This is a genomic window from Schumannella soli (genome assembly GCF_006517435.1).
GTDB lineage: Bacteria > Actinomycetota > Actinomycetes > Actinomycetales > Microbacteriaceae > Schumannella > Schumannella soli.
Genome location: NZ_VHQG01000004.1, coordinates 19,886 through 38,012, shown reverse-complemented (window position 1 = coordinate 38,012; position 18,127 = coordinate 19,886). Strand labels below are relative to the sequence as shown.

At 71.8% G+C, this 18,127-nt stretch carries 14 protein-coding genes; 9 read left to right on the top strand and 5 right to left on the bottom strand.

Annotation, left to right across the window (positions count from 1 at the left end):
* Positions 1–41 precede the first annotated feature (41 nt).
* Complete coding sequence (locus FJ657_RS12845) at positions 42–2,528, top strand: ComEC/Rec2 family competence protein (RefSeq protein WP_141164126.1); 2,487 nt, start codon at positions 42–44, stop codon at positions 2,526–2,528.
* A 99-nt stretch (positions 2,529–2,627) separates the two neighbouring features.
* Here the strand turns inward: FJ657_RS12845 and FJ657_RS12840 are convergent, their stop codons facing one another.
* The 3 genes from FJ657_RS12840 to FJ657_RS12830 form a co-directional block, all read right to left on the bottom strand.
* Positions 2,628–3,710 (bottom strand): DUF4432 family protein, encoded by a 1,083-nt coding sequence (locus FJ657_RS12840; RefSeq protein ID WP_181408973.1) that lies wholly within the window; start codon positions 3,708–3,710, stop codon positions 2,628–2,630.
* A gap of 29 nt (positions 3,711–3,739) precedes the next feature.
* Positions 3,740–4,744, bottom strand: a complete 1,005-nt coding sequence (locus tag FJ657_RS12835) for a class I mannose-6-phosphate isomerase (protein WP_141164124.1) — start codon at positions 4,742–4,744, stop codon at positions 3,740–3,742.
* Positions 4,745–4,866: 122 nt separating this feature from the next.
* Positions 4,867–5,721: a DeoR/GlpR family DNA-binding transcription regulator gene (locus FJ657_RS12830; RefSeq protein ID WP_141164123.1), complete on the bottom strand. Its 855-nt coding sequence runs from the start codon at positions 5,719–5,721 to the stop codon at positions 4,867–4,869.
* 240 nt (positions 5,722–5,961) lie between these two features.
* Here FJ657_RS12830 and FJ657_RS12825 point away from each other — a divergent pair, with 240 nt between their 5' ends.
* From FJ657_RS12825 to holA, 6 genes are all read left to right on the top strand, one after another.
* Positions 5,962–7,242, top strand: coding sequence for an ABC transporter substrate-binding protein (locus FJ657_RS12825; protein WP_141164122.1), 1,281 nt, complete (start codon positions 5,962–5,964; stop codon positions 7,240–7,242).
* Between the two features lie 102 nt (positions 7,243–7,344).
* The gene (locus tag FJ657_RS12820; protein WP_141164121.1) at positions 7,345–8,349 is read left to right on the top strand and encodes a carbohydrate ABC transporter permease; all 1,005 of its coding nucleotides are present in this window, start codon (positions 7,345–7,347) and stop codon (positions 8,347–8,349) included.
* A 3-nt stretch (positions 8,350–8,352) separates the two neighbouring features.
* Positions 8,353–9,282 carry a carbohydrate ABC transporter permease gene (locus FJ657_RS12815; protein ID WP_141164120.1) on the top strand — a complete coding sequence of 310 codons (930 nt, stop codon included), beginning with the start codon at positions 8,353–8,355 and terminating at the stop codon, positions 9,280–9,282.
* A gap of 85 nt (positions 9,283–9,367) precedes the next feature.
* Entirely contained in the window at positions 9,368–10,234 is an 867-nt protein-coding gene (locus tag FJ657_RS12810) for a ketose-bisphosphate aldolase (RefSeq protein WP_141164119.1), read from the top strand.
* A gap of 150 nt (positions 10,235–10,384) precedes the next feature.
* Positions 10,385–11,608, top strand: a complete 1,224-nt coding sequence (locus tag FJ657_RS12805; RefSeq protein WP_141164118.1) for an ADP-dependent glucokinase/phosphofructokinase — start codon at positions 10,385–10,387, stop codon at positions 11,606–11,608.
* A 47-nt stretch (positions 11,609–11,655) separates the two neighbouring features.
* Positions 11,656–12,681, top strand: a complete 1,026-nt coding sequence (holA, locus tag FJ657_RS12800; RefSeq protein ID WP_141164117.1) for a DNA polymerase III subunit delta — start codon at positions 11,656–11,658, stop codon at positions 12,679–12,681.
* A gap of 129 nt (positions 12,682–12,810) precedes the next feature.
* On the opposite strand, the gene rpsT is transcribed toward holA, so the two are convergent.
* Positions 12,811–13,071, bottom strand: coding sequence for a 30S ribosomal protein S20 (gene rpsT, locus FJ657_RS12795; RefSeq protein WP_141146089.1), 261 nt, complete (start codon positions 13,069–13,071; stop codon positions 12,811–12,813).
* A 274-nt stretch (positions 13,072–13,345) separates the two neighbouring features.
* On the opposite strand from rpsT, the gene FJ657_RS12790 reads away from it, so the two are divergent.
* Positions 13,346–14,524, top strand: coding sequence for a pyridoxal phosphate-dependent aminotransferase (locus FJ657_RS12790; RefSeq protein ID WP_141164116.1), 1,179 nt, complete (start codon positions 13,346–13,348; stop codon positions 14,522–14,524).
* Entirely contained in the window at positions 14,521–15,720 is a 1,200-nt protein-coding gene (locus FJ657_RS12785) for a TIGR01777 family oxidoreductase (RefSeq protein WP_369407410.1), read from the top strand. The genes FJ657_RS12790 and FJ657_RS12785 overlap by 4 nt, the downstream gene beginning before the upstream one ends.
* A 122-nt stretch (positions 15,721–15,842) precedes the next feature.
* Here FJ657_RS12785 and FJ657_RS12780 read toward each other — a convergent pair whose 3' ends face one another.
* The gene (locus FJ657_RS12780) at positions 15,843–18,068 is read right to left on the bottom strand and encodes an FUSC family protein (protein ID WP_141164115.1); all 2,226 of its coding nucleotides are present in this window, start codon (positions 18,066–18,068) and stop codon (positions 15,843–15,845) included.
* Between the last annotated feature and the right edge of the window lie 59 nt (positions 18,069–18,127).

The window sequence follows — 18,127 nt, the reverse complement described above, 5'->3', positions numbered from 1 at the left end:
CCCTGCGTGACGATCCTCGTCCCGGGTCGTCGTCCGGCTCGATGCTCATCGACCCGGGCCGCACCGGCGCCGCCGACCTGCGCCTTCCGATCATCGCTGCTGCGGCGTGGGGCGCGGCGATCGTCGCGACCGGGCTGGGCGCGGCGGGAGCGTTCGTGGTCGCGCTGCTGCTCGGATCCGCTGCGGCCCTGCTGCTCGCCGGCACGGCGTCAGTCGGACGCCGGCGTCGATGTCGGGCGCGAGATCGAGGTCCCGATCCCGTCAGACCGGGCGCTCTGCGCCCCTCGGTGTCGACCGATGCGACGACCAGCGCGGTCGGGCGCTTGATCGCGGGCGGGCGGGGCGTCGCATCGGCGGCGGGCTTCCTGCGGCGGGGCGTGGGCGCGCTCGCCTCCTCGGGCGCCGTGGTCGTGATCGCGGTCGCGCTCGGCGCCGGCGCGCTCGCCGCGACGACATCCGCTCTCGCCGATCAGCACCGCCGACCTGCCGCGCTGCAGCGCATCGCCGCCGCGGAGTCGACCGCGCGCTGGCGCCTCGTGACCACGACCGCCGTGCGGGACGGCCGGGCGAGCGTGCGCGTGGTCGCCCTCGAGCAGCGCGGCGCGACGACCACGCTCGACACCGACGGCGTGCTGTTCGCGCAGGGTCTCGACCCGGTGCCGCTCGGCACGACGCTGGAGGCGACGGCCCGCGCGGCGGCGACCGACCCGGGCGACGACAGCGCCGTCCTGCTGTTCGCCCGCGGCGACCCGGTCGTCGTGGGGGAGCCCCGCGGAGGCGACGGTCTGCTCGACGCGCTGCGGTCGCGCTTCCGCGAGGCCGCAGCGCGGCTGCCGGGTGATGGCGGGCAGCTGCTGCCGGGCCTCGCGATCGGCGACACGGCCGAGCTGGATGCGGGACTCGACGACGCGATGAAGGTCGCCTCGCTCACGCACCTGACCGCCGTCTCCGGCGCCAACTGCGCTGTCGTGGTCGCGCTGGTGTTCGGGCTGCTCGCGCTGCTCGGCGCCTCCCGGCTCGTGCGCGTGCTCGGCTCCGGGATCGCGCTGCTGGGCTTCGTCGCTCTCGTCACCCCCGAGCCGAGCGTCGTGCGCGCGGCGGTGATGGCGGGCATCGTGCTGCTGACGCTGGCCCTCGGCCGTCCCGTGCGCGGTCTCCCCGTGCTCGGCGCGGCGGTGCTCGTGCTCGTCATCGCCGACCCCGGTCTCGCGCGCAGTTACGGCTTCGTGCTCTCGGTTCTCGCGACGGCCGGGCTGCTCGTGCTCGCACCGCCGCTCGCCCGGCGTCTCGAACGCTGGATGCCCCGCTTCCTCGCCCTCGCGATCGCAGTGCCGCTCGCGGCGCAGCTGTTCTGCCAGCCCGTGCTGATCCTGCTGCAGCCCGTGCTGCCGCTCTACGGCGTCCCCGCCAACCTGCTGACCGAGCCGGCCGCGCCGATCGCGACCGTGCTCGGACTCGCCGCCTGTCTCGTGCTGCCGGTGTTCCCGGCTCTCGGCGATCTGCTCTGCACTCTCGCCTGGGTGCCGTCGGCGTGGATCGCGGCGGTGGCCCGCTTCGCCGCTGATCTCCCCGCGGCCAGCGTCCCCTGGCTCGACGGGGCGCTCGGAGCGGTGCTCGTGGTGGTGGTCATCGTGGTGGCGCTGACCGCGGCGTTCGCGCAGCGGGGCCGGGGCGTGCGCCGCATCGCGGCGGGCATCCTCGTCATCGCGGGCGTCGCGACGGCCTCGGGCATCGGCGGGGCCGCGCTCGCTCAGCAGCTCGGACGTCCCGCCGACTGGAGCGTCGCGCTCTGCGACGTCGGGCAGGGTGACGGGACGCTGCTGCGCAGCGGCGGCGAGGTCGCTCTCGTCGACACCGGCCCCGATCCCGAGCTGCTCGCGGACTGCCTCGCTGATCTCGGCGTCGACCGGCTGTCGCTCGTCGTGCTCACCCACTACGACCTCGACCACGTCGGCGGCAGCGATGCGATTGTCGGTCGCGCCGAGCGGGTCATGGTGGGTCCGTCCGACGGCGCAGACGCCGACCGGCTGGATGCGCGGCTCGCCGCCGCGGGTGCGCGGGTCGACCAGGTCTCCCGCGGTGAGCACGGCCGTCTCGGAGAGCTGGCGTGGGAGGTGCTCTGGCCGCCGCCACGGGGAGTCGAGCCGGGCAACTCCGCGAGCGTCACGCTCTCCGTGCGGCCCGTCGACGGTCGCGACGGGCTGAGCGTCCTCCTGCTGGGCGACCTCGGCCAGACGGCGCAGGCGAGGATGCGCGGGCTCGCCCACCCGGGCCGCTACGACGTCGTCAAGGTCGCCCACCACGGCTCGGCCGACCAGGATCCGGAGCTGTACCGTCGCATCCGCGCTCGAGCCGGATTGATCGGCGTCGGCGAGAACGACTACGGGCACCCGACGGCGAAGCTGCTCGGCATCCTCGCCGACGTCGGGACGGCGGCGCTGCGCAGCGACCAGGACGGCCTCGTGCTGCTCGCCGGATCGGGCGACCACCTGCGCGTCTGGACCCAGCGCGCTCCGCCCGATGGCTGACGACCGGCCGATACGATCGGCGCGAGGCTGCGGGCCGCGCGCGCAGCCATGGCCGCCGAGGCGAAGCGGTGGAGGCCGGCGCCCTAGCCGCCGCTCCGTTCAGCGGATCGTGATGCGCAGCTCGTGACGTCGTCGCTCGTCGGCGGCGAGGAGCGGAGCGCCCGCATGGGGCGCGTCGCGATCCGAGCCGAACAGCGGGGCGTTCGCCGGCTCGATTCCGAGCGCCCAGCGATCCCGCGTCGGCAGCGCCCATTGGAACAACCGGGGGAGCGTCGCCGCACTCCAGGCCACGTCGATCTCGTGCGCCGGGCCGCCGTGCGGATCGGCGCCGGCACGAACGTCGCCGGCACGATCGGCGCCGCCACGAACATCGCCGGAGACCGGCGCCGACGCCGCGAGCACCCGCGCGTGCGCGAAGCCCTCGTCGTCGACCTCGACGTCGTGGTGCTCGAACACCGCCTCGGTGAGCACGTCGACCGGAGTCGGCAGGGTCGACCAATCCGGCACCTCGGGATGCGGGTCGCGCGCCGCGGTCCGTGCGGCGCTCACCTCGACCCGAGTACCCGGCAGCACCGCCGGAGCGCCGAGATTGACGTGGTAGAGCAGGCTCACCGGAGTGACGCCCGCGCCGAGGTTCTCGACCTCGTCGATCAGGTCGACACGGTGCTCGGGGCGCCCGTCCGCCGCGACCGAGCTGCTCACGGTGAGCGTGCGATGCACTCGCAGCGATGCGCCGAACACAGCGGCGTCATCGATCTCGGCGCGCAGGCGGGCCCAGACCCGTCCGCCCTCGGCAGCCGCTTCCACGCCGCGCTCGATGCCGAGAACACGAGCCGGGCGCTGACCGAGGTCGCCGTGCAGTCCCTGGCCGTCGCGTGCCGGTCCGATATTGCGCAGACCGCACGTCGCGATCAGCCCGCCCGTGAAGCGCTCGAGCCAGGCGCCGCCGCCGGGCGACGGCAGCGGACGCGCGTCGGCGACCGGGGAGATCCACGAGAGAGGGACCCCGGCGAGCCGCACGTCGCCGACGTCGAAGCCTCGGCCCGGCAGCACCTCGACATCGAGTCCGTCGAACAGCTTCACGGCGATCACTCGCGCCGGGTCGGCCGGTCCGGGCAGCCCGAGCCGCTCGGTCACCGCGACCGCGGCACGGTCGTGCGCGAGCAGCCCGGCGTCGATCAACCGGCGAGCGCGAGTGACGCCGCGGCCGCTCACGGCATCGGCGGTCGCGCCGCGAGCACGAGCCCCGATCCCGCCAGCCGCCCGGCGCCGGCCGCGAACGGCACGAGCGTCGTCGACCCGGCGGGCAGGGCGAGCTCTCCCGTCGCGGTCGTCAGCGCCGTCTCGCCCTCGAGCGCGATCAGCACGCGGAATCCCGGCTCGAGCCGGGCACCGTCGCCGAGCCGCTCGAGTCGGAAGTACTCGGCGGCCTCGTCCGCGAGACTCGAGGTCGCATCGTGGTCGCTCCGCACGAGGCGTGCGAGGTCGTCGGCCGTCTCGCCGACCGTGCGCACGGCGCTCAGCGCCAGGTCGAACCCCAGATCGAGGTGCCCGTCGGCGACGCCGTCGAGCTCGAAGCCGCGCCACTCGAGCAGGATCGACAGGTCCTCGGGCTCCTGCACCTCGGCGAGCAGGACCCCCTCGCCGATCGCGTGCAGGGTTCCCGGCGGCACGTAGACGGTGTCGTGAGGCCGCACCGGGATCGGGTTGAGCAGCGCCAGCAGCTCCGGGGTGCGCTGACCGTCGACCAGCTCGCGCAGGTGAGTCGGGTCGACCGTCTCCCGCAGTCCGAGATAGACGACGCCAGGAGACAGGATGTACCAGGCCTCGGCCTTGCCGTGCGCCACGCCGAGGTGGGCTGCGGCGAAGTCGCCCGAGGGATGCGCGTGCACCGGCAGGCGCTGTCCCGCGTCGAGCAGCTTCACCAGCAGCTTCGGGTCGGCGCCCCAGCGCTGCACGTGCTCGGCGCCGAGCCAGCCCTCCGGATCGGCGGCGATCGCGTCGGCGAGCAGCGTCGCGTCATCGAGGTACGTCTGACCGATGGGCGCGGCGCCGCGCACCGCCGTGACGGAACCGACCCAGTCCTCCGGCGTGTACGGCTCGGCGTCCGCCGCACCCCGGAACCGGGCGATGCGCTCGCCGCCGCGGTAGAAGCGCGCCCGAGGCTGGTTCGCGGGCAGTCGGATCGGGCCGGCGGGCCGGGGCAGGAGCGTCATCGTCGTCGCTTTCATCGTCGGGGGAGGGTCCGCGCGGATCGGATGACCGCCGAGCGGACCGTGAGGAGCAGTGCAGAGCAGGCCAGAGCCGGACAGAGACGGAGAGAGCCGGCTCGAGTCGATCAGTGGATGCGCGGAAGCGACCCGACCTCGTCGCCCGGCAGGATGACGCGCACGCCCGCCTTCTCGAGGGCTGCGGCGAGCTCGACGGGGGGAGCGGCGTCGGTCACGAGGAAGTCGGCGCGCCCCAGTTCGGCCACCTGCGCGAACAGCGTGCGGTCGAACTTGGTCGAGTCGGCGAGGATCACGACGCGCGTCGCCCGCGAGATCATCTCGCCCATCATCGCCGCCTCGGCGAGGTTGCTGGTCGAGAAGCCGCCGTCGGCCGAGACGGCGCCGACGGAGACGACGGCGACATCGCAGCGCAGGTCGAGCTCGGTGTTGCCGGCGCCGAGCTGGAACGACACCGGGCCGACGGTGGCTTGTCCGCGCAGGCGCACGGCGCCGCCGAACAGGTACAGGTCGCGGCAGGCGCGGTCGCTGATCTCCGCCGGGATGCGCAGATTGTTCGTCGCGATCGTCAGCTCGCGGTGATCGCCGAGATGACGGGCGAGGGCGAGCGTCGTCGTGCCGGCGTTGATCATGACGACCGAGCCGTTCTCGATCAGCGTCGCGGCGAGCGCGCCGATCTTCTCCTTCGCCGAGGTCTGCAGCTGCAGACGGATGTCGAGCTTCTGCTCGACCGCGCGCATCGCGGTGGGGCTGACGGCGCCGCCGTGCGTGCGCACGACCAGGCCGTCCGCATCCAGCTGATCGAGGTCGCGCCGGATCGTGTCGGCCGAGACGTTGAACTTGGCCGAGAGCGCGGCGACGGTGACCTGCTCGACCTCGGCGACGTAGGCCGCGAGCTGCGCTTTGCGACCGGCGGGCAGCCGCGGCTGGTCGTCACCCGCGGCATCGGGAGTGGTGGATGTCACGGGGCTTGTCTAGCAGACATCTGCGGTTTTGCCACGGATATCTGCATTCGGATGCGACTTTGCTCGCGAATTCGTGCCATTGACGCGCCGACTCTCGCGAGCTACTGTTCCCAAACGCGCAGAAAAGCGCAGACACCAGCACCAAAACGCAAGTGTTCATCCACTTCACCTGCTTCACCTGCACCACCGAGAAGTTCCCGCACAACCCCACATCGCAGTCTGATTTCCGAACGGAGAATCATGAGCAACGTCGCTCGCTTCCGTCGAGTCGTGGCTACCGGCATCGCCGCCGTCGCCGCCGTCTCGATGATCGCCGGGTGCTCGTCGGGCGCCCCCGCCGACAGCAACGGCAAGGTCACGATCGAACTGGCCCAGTGGTGGGAGCCCGAGCTCCCCAAGGGCGAGTTCCAGGCCCTGATCGACGAGTTCGAGAAGGAGAACCCGAACATCACGGTCAAGCTGCTCTCCGGCCCCTACGCCAGCACCAAGGAGCAGCTCTTCGCCGGATCCGCCGCCGGCACGATGTCCGACGTGGTCGGCCTCGACGGCGCCTGGGTCAGCGACTTCGCCAAGCAGGGCTCGCTCGCCGACCTCACCCAGCTGTTCAAGGACAACAAGTACGACGACAGCAAGCTCGCCAGCCAGGTGCAGCTCGACGGCTCGACCTACATGATCCCCGTCGTCAACTTCGTCTACCCGATGTTCAGCAACGACGACCTGCTCGCCAAGGCCGGCGTCACCGCCCCGCCGACGAACCGCACCGAGTTCGCCGAGGCCGCGAAGAAGGTCTCCGCTCTCGGCGGCGACACCTCCGGCTGGGTGCTGCCGCTGTCGAGCGAGGCGCCCAACGGCATCCAGAACGACGTCATGTCGTGGGTCTGGGCCTCGGGCGGCAGCATGCTCAAGAAGGGTAAGCCCGACCTCACGAACAAGGACGTCACCAGCGCCGTCGAGTACATCAAGGGCATGTGGGATGACGGCTCGATCGCCCCGGGCTCCTTCACGCAGAAGGAGCAGGACAAGGTCGAGGAGTTCACGAACGGCCGCGTCGGCCTGATGATCGACTCGCTCGCGCACATCAACCTGATCCGCCAGAACAACCCCGACCTCAAGTTCAGCATCTCGGCACTGCCCGCGGTCGACGGCTACGAGGGCGAGCGGGGCATCCCCTACGCCTCGTGGGGCATCGGCGTGAGCGAGAGCTCGAAGCACAAGACCGAGGCCTTCAAGCTCGTCGAGTTCCTCATGAGCAAGAAGATCAACTCGCAGCTCTCGACCATGGCCAAGGCCTTCCCCGGCAACACGGAGTCGGAGCCCGACTTCTCGGATGCCGACCCGCTGTTCAAGGAGGCCTTCGACATCTACAAGGCCGGCAAGCCCGCGAACGAGTTCGTCGGACTCCCTGTGTCGGAGGACCTGATGCGTCAGTTCGACGAGCAGTTCCAGAAGACGCTGTCGGGTGACCAGAGCGTCAAGGCCGGCCTCGAGGCCGCGCAGAAGAGCTGGTCGGCCGAGTTCTAGCAGCTCGCCCCTCCTCTCACCCGGTCGCGCCGCGGCGGCACCTGCCACTGCGGCACCCCGCCACGGCGCGACCCCACCCTCGTCCGAAAGGTCGCACCACCCATGACCTCCGCACCTCCCGTCGCCGCCGCGGCGTCCGAGCGCTCGACGCCCGCCGAGGTCGGCGGCAGCCGCGCCCGTCGCGCCGGTTCCGGCCTCGGCCCGGGCTCGCCGCGCCGCCGCGGCCGCAGCTCGAACGGCCTCCGTCGCCTCGAGCCCTATGCCTTCATCTCGCCCACGGCGATCCTCATGATCGTGCTCATGCTCGTCCCCATCGGGATGGTCATCGGCTACTCGTTCATGAACAACGTCATCACGAACCACAACCCGAAGTTCGTCGGCCTCGACAACTACGTGGACGTGCTGACCGACGAGCGCTTCCACACCGCGCTCGGCAACACGCTGATCTTCACGCTCACGAGCGTCGGCGCCCACCTCGTGCTCGGCCTCGTCTTCGCGATGCTGCTCAACACCCCGCTGCTGTCGAACGCCTCGAAGGCGGTCTTCCGCACCATCTACTTCCTGCCCTGGCTGTTCACGGTCGCGATCGTCGCGGTGCTCTGGCGCCTGCTGCTCAACCCGAACGGCGTCATCAACTACGTGCTCGTCACGCTGGGCCTCAGCGACAACGGCGTCGAGTTCCTCGCCGATCCGTCGCTCGCGCTCGCCGCGGTCACCTTCATCAACATCTGGGCCGGCTATCCGTTCTTCATGATCAGCCTGCTCGCCGGGCTGCAGGGCATCCCGCGCGATCTCTACGAGGCCGCGACGGTCGACGGGGCCAGCCGCTGGCAGCAGTTCTGGAACGTCACGATCCCGCAGCTGCGCCCGATCATCATCAGCATGTGCCTGCTTGACCTGATCTGGACCTCGCAGCAGTTCGCCCTGATCTGGATGACGACGGGCGGCGGCCCGATCAACGTCACCGAGATGCTGAGCACCTTCACCTACAAGCTCGCGTTCAGCCGCTACGAGTTCTCGATGGCCTCGACGAGCGCCGTGATCGTGCTGCTGCTCTCGATGATCCTGGCCGTCTTCTACGTGCGCCACCAGCGAGCGAGGGACTGAGACATGACCACCACCGCACCCCGCGCCACCGCCGCATCCGCCGCCGCGAAGCCGAGTCGCCGCAAGGCCGACAGCTTCGCCGCGACCGAGCAGGCCGGCTCGCCCGTCCGCCGCCGCATCGAGAAGGTCGGCGTCATCATCGCCCTCTGCCTCGGCGCCGTCTTCGCCGGCTTCCCCGTGCTGTGGATGCTGTCGAGCTCGTTCAAGTCGAACCCGGAGATCTTCGCCTCGCCGCCGTCGTTCATCACGAAGGGCTTCAGCTTCGACGCCTACGTGACGATCCTCACCGACCCCGAGAAGATCCGCTTCTTCATCAACAGCTATGCGGTCTCGCTCGCAGTCACGTTCGCGACGCTGATCGTGGCGATCCTCGCGGCCTACGCCTTCAGCCGCTACGAGTTCCCGTTCAAGAAGCCGCTCAACGTGGTCATCGTCAGCGTGCAGGCGGTCCCGCCGATCACGCTGCTGATCCCGTACTTCGGCCTCATGGTCACGCTCGGCCTCTACAACACCTACGCGGGCCTGATCCTCACCTACATGGTGTTCACGCTGCCCTACGCGATCATCATGATGACGGGCTACTTCAACACCCTGCCGAAGGAGCTCGACGAGGCCGCGAAGGTCGACGGGTCGTCTAGCTTCGGCGCCCTCTGGCGCATCCTGGTGCCGATCTCGATCCCGGGCATCGTCTCGGTCGGCATCTACACCTTCATGATCGCGTGGAACGAGTACCTCTTCGCGCTCACCCTCACGCGCACCAACGACATGCGCACGGTGCCGATCGGCATCCAGCTCCTCATGGGCCAGCACTCCTACGAGTGGAACGAGATGATGGCGATGAGCATCCTGGGGTCGATCCCCGTGCTCCTGCTGTTCCTCTTCTTCCAGCGCTTCTTCATCGGCGGACTCACCGCCGGATCCGTCAAGAGCTGACCGGCGCCCGACCTCCGTGCGCGCGGTCCTCGTGCGCACGGTCCACCCACCTGCACCCAGGAACCCAAGGAATTCAAGGAGAATCGTGCCTCTCATCACCGGCAAGGAACTGCTCGCGGTCGCCAACGACAACGACTTCGCCGTCCCCGCCTTCAACATCAGCGACTGGGCCATGTTCACCGGGATCATGGACGTGAGCGAGGAGAAGAACGCTCCCGTCATCATCGCGATCCACCCCGACGAGGTCGCCCACGTCACGACCGACCTCATCGCCGCGATCCGCCAGCGCGCGCACCGCTCGAGCGTGCCCGTCGTCATCCACTGGGACCACGGCGGCACCTACGACCAGATGCTCACCGCGATCCAGGCCGGCTTCACGTCGGTCATGATCGACGCGTCGATGCTGCCCTTCGACGAGAACGTCGCGATCACGAAGAAGGTCGTCGAGGCCGCGCACGCGGTCGGCGTCTCGGTCGAGGGCGAGCTCGGCACCATCGGCGCGAACGACAGCTACGGCGAGGCCGGCGCGGCCGAGATCATCTACACCGATCCGGCGGATGCGGTGCGCTTCGTGCAGGAGACCGGCGTCGACAGCCTCGCTGTCGCCATCGGCACCTCGCACGGCCTCTACCCGGCCGAGAAGAGCCCCGAGCTCAAGCTCGACCTGCTGAAGGAGCTCAAGGCGGCCGTCGGCATCCCGCTCGTGCTGCACGGCGGATCGGCGAACCCGGATGACGAGATCGGCAAGTCGGTCAAGCTCGGTGTGAACAAGATCAATATCTCGAGCGACATCAAGGTCTCGTACCACAACGCGATCCGCGGCATCCTCGGCACCGACGAGAAGCTGCGTGAGCCGAACACGATCCAGCCGCCGGCGATCGAGGCCATGAAGGCCACTGCTGCGCACAAGATCGACCTGTTCGACGCGGCCGGCAAGGCTGCGCTGTACTGATCGCGCACTGATCCGGTGGGCGTCGCCGTCGCCACCGCGGCGACGCCCACCGCATCCACTCGGGCGGGGTCGGTGCTCTCGAAGCACCGGTCCCGCCTGAACCTTCACGGCTTTCGAAACCGCCCCGCCCTGCTGCCCCCGAGGATCCCCATGACCCACCCGCTCGTGCTCGGCCTCGGCGGCACCGTCGACTACGAGATCGTCTGGGATGCCGCCGTGCTCGAGCGGCTCGCCCGCGAGCACGCGGTGACGTCGGCCGAGGTCGCGGCCGAGCGGGATGCGCGCGGGCCGATCCGCACCGAGCGCGACCTGCTCGTGTCGGTGCTCGCCTTCCTCGGCAGCGGTGCGGGCGGGGAGCGCTTCGCCGAGACCTCGGCCGCGGTGCTCGACTTCGCCGCGCACTTCGAGACCGTCGTCACGCTCGGCGGCACCGGGGTGCGCGCCGGCCTCGCGATGGCAGGGCTCGGCATCCCGTCGACCCAGCACCTGGTGAGCATCGACGACAACGTGAGGCGCCTGCTGCCGCCCGAGATCGACTGGATCTGCAGCGCCGAGCACGACAGCGTCGACCCGCACCTGATCGTGCAGTTCCCGGCCGGGGCCCGCGTGCGCGTCGGCGACGGCGATGGCGGCGTCGAGATCGTGGCGCCGCATCCGAACCGTCTCATCTACTCGAACGACCCGCCGAATCGCGACCTGCGGCTGAGCCGCGACCTCGGAGACGCGCTGCGCCACGCCTCCCTCTTCCTCGTCTCGGGTTTCAACTCCATGCAGGACGAGGTCGAGCTGGATGCGCGGCTCGACGAGCTCGTCGGCGCGCTCGACCGGCTGCCGGCCGGCGCGCTCGTGCTCTACGAAGACGCGGGCTTCCACGTGCCGGCGATGAGCTCCCGCGTGCGCTCGAGGCTCGCGGGGCTCGCCGCCGTGCACGGCATGAACGAGGACGAGCTGCAGGACTACCTCGGCCGCGCGGTCGATCTGCTCGATGCGGCGGAGGTCGCGCAGGCGCTCGACGACGTGCGCGCGGCCGTCGTCGCTCCGGTCGTGCTCGTGCACACGAAGTACTGGGCCGCCGCGGTCGGCCCGGAGGCGTCCCGCTTCGCGGACGCTCTCGACGGCGGCGTCACGATGGCGGCGACCCGGTTCCGCCTCGGCGACGGCATCACGCCCGAGCGCTACGCGGCGACGCAGCGGCTCGCGCGGCACGCCCGGGGCGTCGACTTCGCGCAGGCCTTCTCCGCCCTCCCGCCGGCGCGGCCGGGGGAGGAGCGGGTCGCCGTGCCCGCCTTCCACCTCGAGGTCGAGAACCCCACCACGATCGGGCTCGGCGACACCTTCGTCGGCGGCGTGATCGCGGCCCTCGCGCGCGGATGAGCGTCGGTCGTCGCACCTAGACTCGGGACGACCGAACGGAGGTGCGGATGCCGGCCAGGCCCGCCGCGCGCAGCGCGAAGACCGCCATCCCGCAGCTGAGCTGGGATGCGGTGCGTCCCGCCCCCGTCGTGCTCATCTCGGGTCCCGAGAACGTGCTCGCCGACCGCGCGCTGCGCCTGCTGCGCGACGTGCTGCGCGCCGAGGATCCGAGCCTCGAGGTCAGCGACATCGACGCCGGCACCTATGCGCCGGGGGAGCTGCTGACGCTCGCGAGCCCCTCGCTGTTCGGCGAGCCGCGCCTCATCCGCGTCGCCAACGTCGAGAAGTGCAGCGACGCCTTCCTCGACGAGGCGCTGGCCTACCTCGCCGCGCCCGCCGACGAGACCTACCTCGTGCTGCGGCACGCGAGCGGCACCCGCGGCAAGAAGCTGCTCGACACGATCCGCGGGGGATCGGCCGGCGGCATCGAGGTCGTGTGCGCCGCGCTCAAGCGCGACTCCGATCGCGTCGACTTCGTCACGGCCGAGTTCCGCACCGCGAAGCGCAAGATCTCCTCGGGGGCCATCCGCGCGCTCGTCGGCGCCTTCACCGACGACCTCGGCGAGCTCGCCGCCGCCTGCCAGCAGCTCATCTCCGACACGAGCGACGACATCGACGAGAAGACCGTCGCCAAGTACTACGGCGGGCGCGTCGAGACCACGGCCTTCGCCGTCGCGGATGCGGCGATCGATGGACGGCACGGCGAGGCGCTGCGCCTGCTGCGCCACGCGCTCGCCTCGGGCGCCGATCCGGTGCCGATGGTCGCCGCCTTCGCGATGAAGCTGCGGTCGATGGCGCGCGTCTCCGGCGTGCGCGGCTCGTCGGGGGAGCTCGCCGGCAAGCTCGGCATGGCGCCCTGGCAGGTCGACCGCGCCCGGCGCGACGTCTCCGCCTGGAGCGACGAGGGCCTCGGCCGCGCGATCCGGATGCTCGCCGAGACCGACGCGCAGGTCAAGGGCGGCGGGCGCGACCCTGTCTACTCGCTCGAGCGGATGATCGCGGTCGTCGCGGCGCGCGGGGAGTCGCGGGTCTGAGATGTCGCGGGTCTGACGCTCGGCGGTCGCCGCTTCCGCATCCGCGCGATGAGCCCTGAGAACGACGAAGGCCCCGTCCGACTGGACGGGGCCTTCGTGCAGATCTAGATCAGATCAGGCGGTGCCTGCTCAGAGCGCGGCGACCTGCGACGCGATGGCCGACTTGCGGTTCGCGGCCTGGTTCTTGTGGATGACGCCCTTGGACACGGCCTTGTCGAGGCGCTTGGTCGCGACGAGCAGAGCGGCGGTGGCCTTCTCCTTGTCACCGGCCGCGATGGCCTCGCGGGTGCTGCGGACGGCGGTCTTGAGCTGGCTCTTGACGGCCTTGTTGCGCTCCTGCGCCTTCTTGTTGGTGCCGATGCGCTTGATCTGCGACTTGATGTTCGCCATGCGTGTGTTCTTTCCTTGACGGGATCGTGTGTTCGGTCACGGCGTTCGAGAACGCCTCGCCGCCGGGGCGGCTGCCGGCGCCGCGGTAGAGGGACGCGCACCGGCGAGTCGCGTGGTGGGAACCACACGCAAAACCAAGGGTCTACGTTACCAGGCCGATGCGCCGGGTTCCACCCGCGTTCGGGTCGCGTCGTCGGGGCCGGCCGCTCGCCTGGCGGCCGTCCGCGCCGGCGCCCGCCGCTCGCATCCGGCACCGCTGGGCTAGCGTGGTGAGGTGCCCTCGCTCGCGCCCCACATCCCCGCGGTTCCGGGCTCGGGCATCCGCCGCATCTACGAGACCGCGGCCGAGCTGGATGACGTGGTCTCGCTCGGCGTCGGTGAGCCCGACGTGCCGATCGCGCCGCACATCCGCGACGCCGCGATCGCCGCCTGGGAACGCGACGAGACCGACTACAACCCCAACGGCGGCCTGCTCGACCTGCGCCGCGCGATCGTCGGCAAGCTGGCGGAACGCAACGCGATGCGGGTCGACACCGAGCAGGTCTGGGTCACGATCGGCGCCACGCAGGCGCTCTACCTGGCGCTGCAGCTGACGCTCGCGCCCGGCGACGAGGTGCTCGTGCCCGATCCGGGGTACACGACCTTCACGATGGGCGCGCGGATGCTCGGCGCCGTCCCGGTGCCGTACTCGCTCACGCCCGAGCGCGGCTTCCTGCCGTCGATCGAGGAGATCGAGGCGGGCATCACGCCGCAGACGCGCGTGCTCATCGTCAACTCGCCGTCGAATCCGCTCGGCCGGGTCTTCCCCGAGCAGACGCTGCGCGAGCTGCTGGCGCTCGCCCGCCGTCACGACCTCTGGATCCTCAGCGACGAGGTCTACGAGGCCTTCACCTGGAGCGGACCGCACGTCAGCATCGCCGCGCTCGCCGCCGAGACCGGCGACGAGCACCGCGTGCTCAGCGCCTTCAGCTTCTCGAAGACCTACGCCATGACGGGCATCCGCGTCGGCTACCTCGTGACGCCGCCGGGGCTGTCGGCCACGCTGCGCACGCTGCAGGAGGCGACGATCAGCTGCGTCGCCCCGCCCGCGCAGCGCGCCGCGATCGCCGCCATCGCGGGTGACCAGCAGCACGTCGCCGACGCGGCCGCGCACTACCGTCGCAACCTCGACGCGGCGACGGGCGCGCTCGACGCCCGCGGCATCCGCTATCTCGCGCCGGGCGGGGCCTTCTACCTGTGGGTGGATGTCAGCTACGCCAGCGACGGCGACGTCGCCGGCTGGGCGGAGCGCTTCCTGCTGCGCGACCGGGTCGCCGTCGCCCCGGGCAGCGCCTTCGGCCGCAGCGGCGAGGGCTGGATCCGGCTGTGCCTGGCCGCGACCGAGGCCGACCTGCTGACCGGGATCGAGCGCCTGCCGGCGCCGGGCGGAAGCCCGCGAGAGGAGACCACGTGAGCGACGCCGAGCGTCCGGAGTACGACGAGCAGCCGATCGAGGCGTCACCGAACGGAGCGATGCCGCCGAGCGAGGAGCAGTCGGTCGACCCGCAGCCGATCGAGTCGCCATCCGCCGAGGCGACGATCGAGACGACGCAGGTTCCCCGGCTCGCCGAGCCGCAGTTCACGGCGCCGCTGCCGCCGGTGACACCGTCGCCCGGTGCCGCGGCCTCGGCCCAGCCCACCGAGGTGCTGCCGGGCGGATCGCACCCGGCTCCGCTGCCCAGCGCATCCACCGCCCCGCCGAGCGGGCGCACGGTGGTGATCGCCGGCGCGAGCGGCTTCATGGGCCGGCGATTCGCCGAGCTGCTGCGGGCGGAGGGCGACCGGGTCGTGACCATCGGTCGCACGGGCGCCGACGTGACCTGGGGCGACACCGAGAACATCGTGCGCGCCGTCGACGGCAGCGCCCTCGTGCTCAACCTCGCCGGCAAGAGCGTCAACTGCCGCTACAACGAGCAGAACAAGGCCGAGATCTTCCGCTCGCGACTCGCGACCACGGAGGAGATCGGCGTCGCGGTGGGCCGCGCATCCACCCCTCCGCCGGTGTGGATGAACGCCTCGACCGCGACGATCTACCGTCACGCCGACGACCGGCCGATGACCGAGGCGGAGGGCGAGATCGGCACCGGATTCTCGGTGGACGTCGCGACCAGCTGGGAGCAGACCTTCTTCGCCGCCGCCCGTCCCGGCGTGCGCCAGATCGCACTGCGCACGGCGATCACCCTCGGCGACGGTTCGGCGCTGCAGCCGCTCGTGCGACTCGCGCGCCTCGGTCTCGGCGGACCGAACATCGGCGGCCGGACCCCCGGCGGCAACCAGCGCTTCAGCTGGGTGCACCTCGACGACGCCTATCGCGCGATCCGCTTCCTCGAGCACAGCCACCTCGACGGGCCGGTCAACGTGAGCTCGCCGTTCCCGTCGACGAACCGCGAGTTCATGGCGGTGCTGCGGCGCGTTCTGGGCGTGCCCTTCGGCATGCCCCTCTACGGGTGGATGCTCGAGCTGGGTTCGCGCGTGATCCGCACCGAGACCGAGCTGGTGCTCAAGAGCCGCTGGGTGCTGCCCGAGCGGCTGCTCGAGGCCGGGTTCGCCTTCGAGTACCCGCACCTCGGCCCCGCCTTGCGGCAGATCCTGCGCAAGCCCGCCCCCTGACCCCGGTTCGGGGTCGGATCGCGCGGCGATCCTGGTTCCGCCGCACGATATCGCGCGGCGAAACCGAGATCAGGTGGCGCGAAGGAGGCCGCGGGTCCCGTGCGAGCACAGCTTCGGGGCGATCAGTGCCGAGCGCTCGCTGACGTGACGCCGAGCTCGCGGCCGACGGCGGCGACCCCCGCGTCGAGGCGGGCGAGCAGCTCGAGGCGCGTGCGGGTCGACGGGCTGTCGGCCTCGAGCGGGTTCTCGCGCACGACGAGGTGGAGCAGCCCGGTCACGGTCTCGGGCTCGTCGGGGGCGACCGCGGGAGAACGGCGTCCCGCGCCGCGCCGCGCATCGAGCGCCGCGGTGAGGTCGGCCAGACGGGAGGTCAGCTCATCGAGCGCCTCGCCAGTCCGTCGGCGATCGGCGCCGGTCGGGGGATCGGCCGGGGTGGTCTGGGCGGCGAGGCGCGCGACCGTGATGGCCACCGCATCCACCAGCAGCCGCAGACGACCGTCGCGGCGGTCGCCGCGGCCCGAGGCGAAGCGCGGCACCGGCCCGAGCACCGCCTCGACGCGGAACAGCTTCTGGTCGACGGCGCGGGCTGCCGCGCGCAGGTCGGCGTCGCCCGAGCGCAGCGCCGTCGCGAACTCACCCACCTCGGCGAAGAGCTCGCGCACCGCACGGCGCACGAGCGAGGTCGTGCCGAGCGGCAGCACGACGGCGCTGACGCCCACGGCGATGAGCGCGCCGAGACCGTTCTCGGCGAGCCGCAGCGGGATCGTCTCGGGGGTGAGCTGCTGCGTCGCCGCGTAGAGCTGGCAGAGCAGAACGACGAGCGAGATGACCCAGCCCGGGTAGGCGCTCGAGATGAAGAACACACCGAGCCCGAGGCAGAGCAGCACGATCGCGACGGTCCAGGCGGGGTGCGCGGAGGCGGTCAGCGCGGCGAGCGGGATGCCGATCAGCCCGCCGACGGCCGTGCCCCAGATGCGGCTCCACGTCTTGCGGAGCCGTTCGCGCGTCGTGGTCGTCCCGGCGAGCACGACCGCGACGCCGATCACGGCCCAGTAGAAGCGCGTGCCGCCGACGAGCAGCCCGAGCGGCTCGGCGATCGCGACCGCGATGAGCCCCTGCACGGCGGTGCGGCCGGCGGCGGTCAGCCGGAGCCGCCGCCAGAAGCCGCGCGAGGTCGCATCCGCGATCACGGTGTCGGTCAGCTCGCCGGGGCCCGAGATGCGGCCGTTGATGACGCTGACGGCCGACTCGAAGGGGATGGAGGTTCCCTCCGGGTCGAGGTCGCGCCGCGTCGTGGCCCAGTCGTCGACGGCGCGCGCGAGGTTGCGCAGGGCCAGCTCGAGGCGCCGCAGCTCGCGCCGGGCGCCGTCGTCGGCGGCGAGCGCGACGCCGCTCTCACGCAGCGCGGCGATCCGGTCGGCGGCGACCGCGGCCGCCGGGCCGCTGCCCGCGCCCTCGAGCGCCGCCGCGACGCGTCCGCGCAGCACCCGGTCGTCGGGCAGGCGACCGGCCGCATCCGCGATCGTCTCCGCGGCGAGCTCGACGTCGAACAGCGCGCGGTGCAGGGCGTGGGCGAGCGCGCCGCGCACACCCGGGCCGCCCTCGGAGATCAGCCCGTCGGCGAGCAGCGAGGCGATCTGCAGCCGGTCGATGCGCCGTCGCAGCACCGCGGCGCGACGGTCGCGGTTGCCCTCGGCCGCGAGCAGCAGGTCGATCGTGCCGGCGACGACCTGGTCGATGAGGATGCCGACCGCGCGCCGGGTGCGCTGCAGCGAGCGGGGCGCATCCGGGCGGAAGAAGATCAGCCTCAGCACGATCGTCGTCGCCAGCGAGGCCGCGAAGAGCGCGGCGAGCTCGAGGAAGTCGGTCGAGGGCAGCGGAAGCAGCAGTCCGCTGATGAACGCGGCGAAGGCGCCGACGCCCGCGTCGCCGACCCAGCCGCCGCGACCCTGCGCGAGCAGCTGCACCGCGAGCAGCACGACGACCAGGATCAGCTCGACCACGCGGTAGCGGTGCAGCTCGAGGCTGAGGAACAGGGCGACGACGAACGGCACGATCATGAGCGCGGTGCGGCCGGCCTCGCGCCGCGCGCTCGAGTCGGAGACGACCAGGGAGCTGAGGAACGCCGGCAGCGCGCCGAGCATGACGCCGACGACGGGCGGCAGGCCGAGCGCCATGCCGAGCAGCCAGCCGACGAGCATCCCGGCGCCCGAGCAGACGAGCGCGCGGATGCCGGCGAGCGTGCGCGTCAGCCCGATGTCGCGGGTGAGGAGGAGGTCGACGAGGCGGATGAGCGGGGTGCGGAGGCGGATGCGCGAGGTCTCGCTCTGCGGCATCTGCGAAGCCATGCGGCGCGCGCCCGTCCTCTCGTCGTGGTGGATGCCCAGCCTAGCGAGGCGAAGCGACG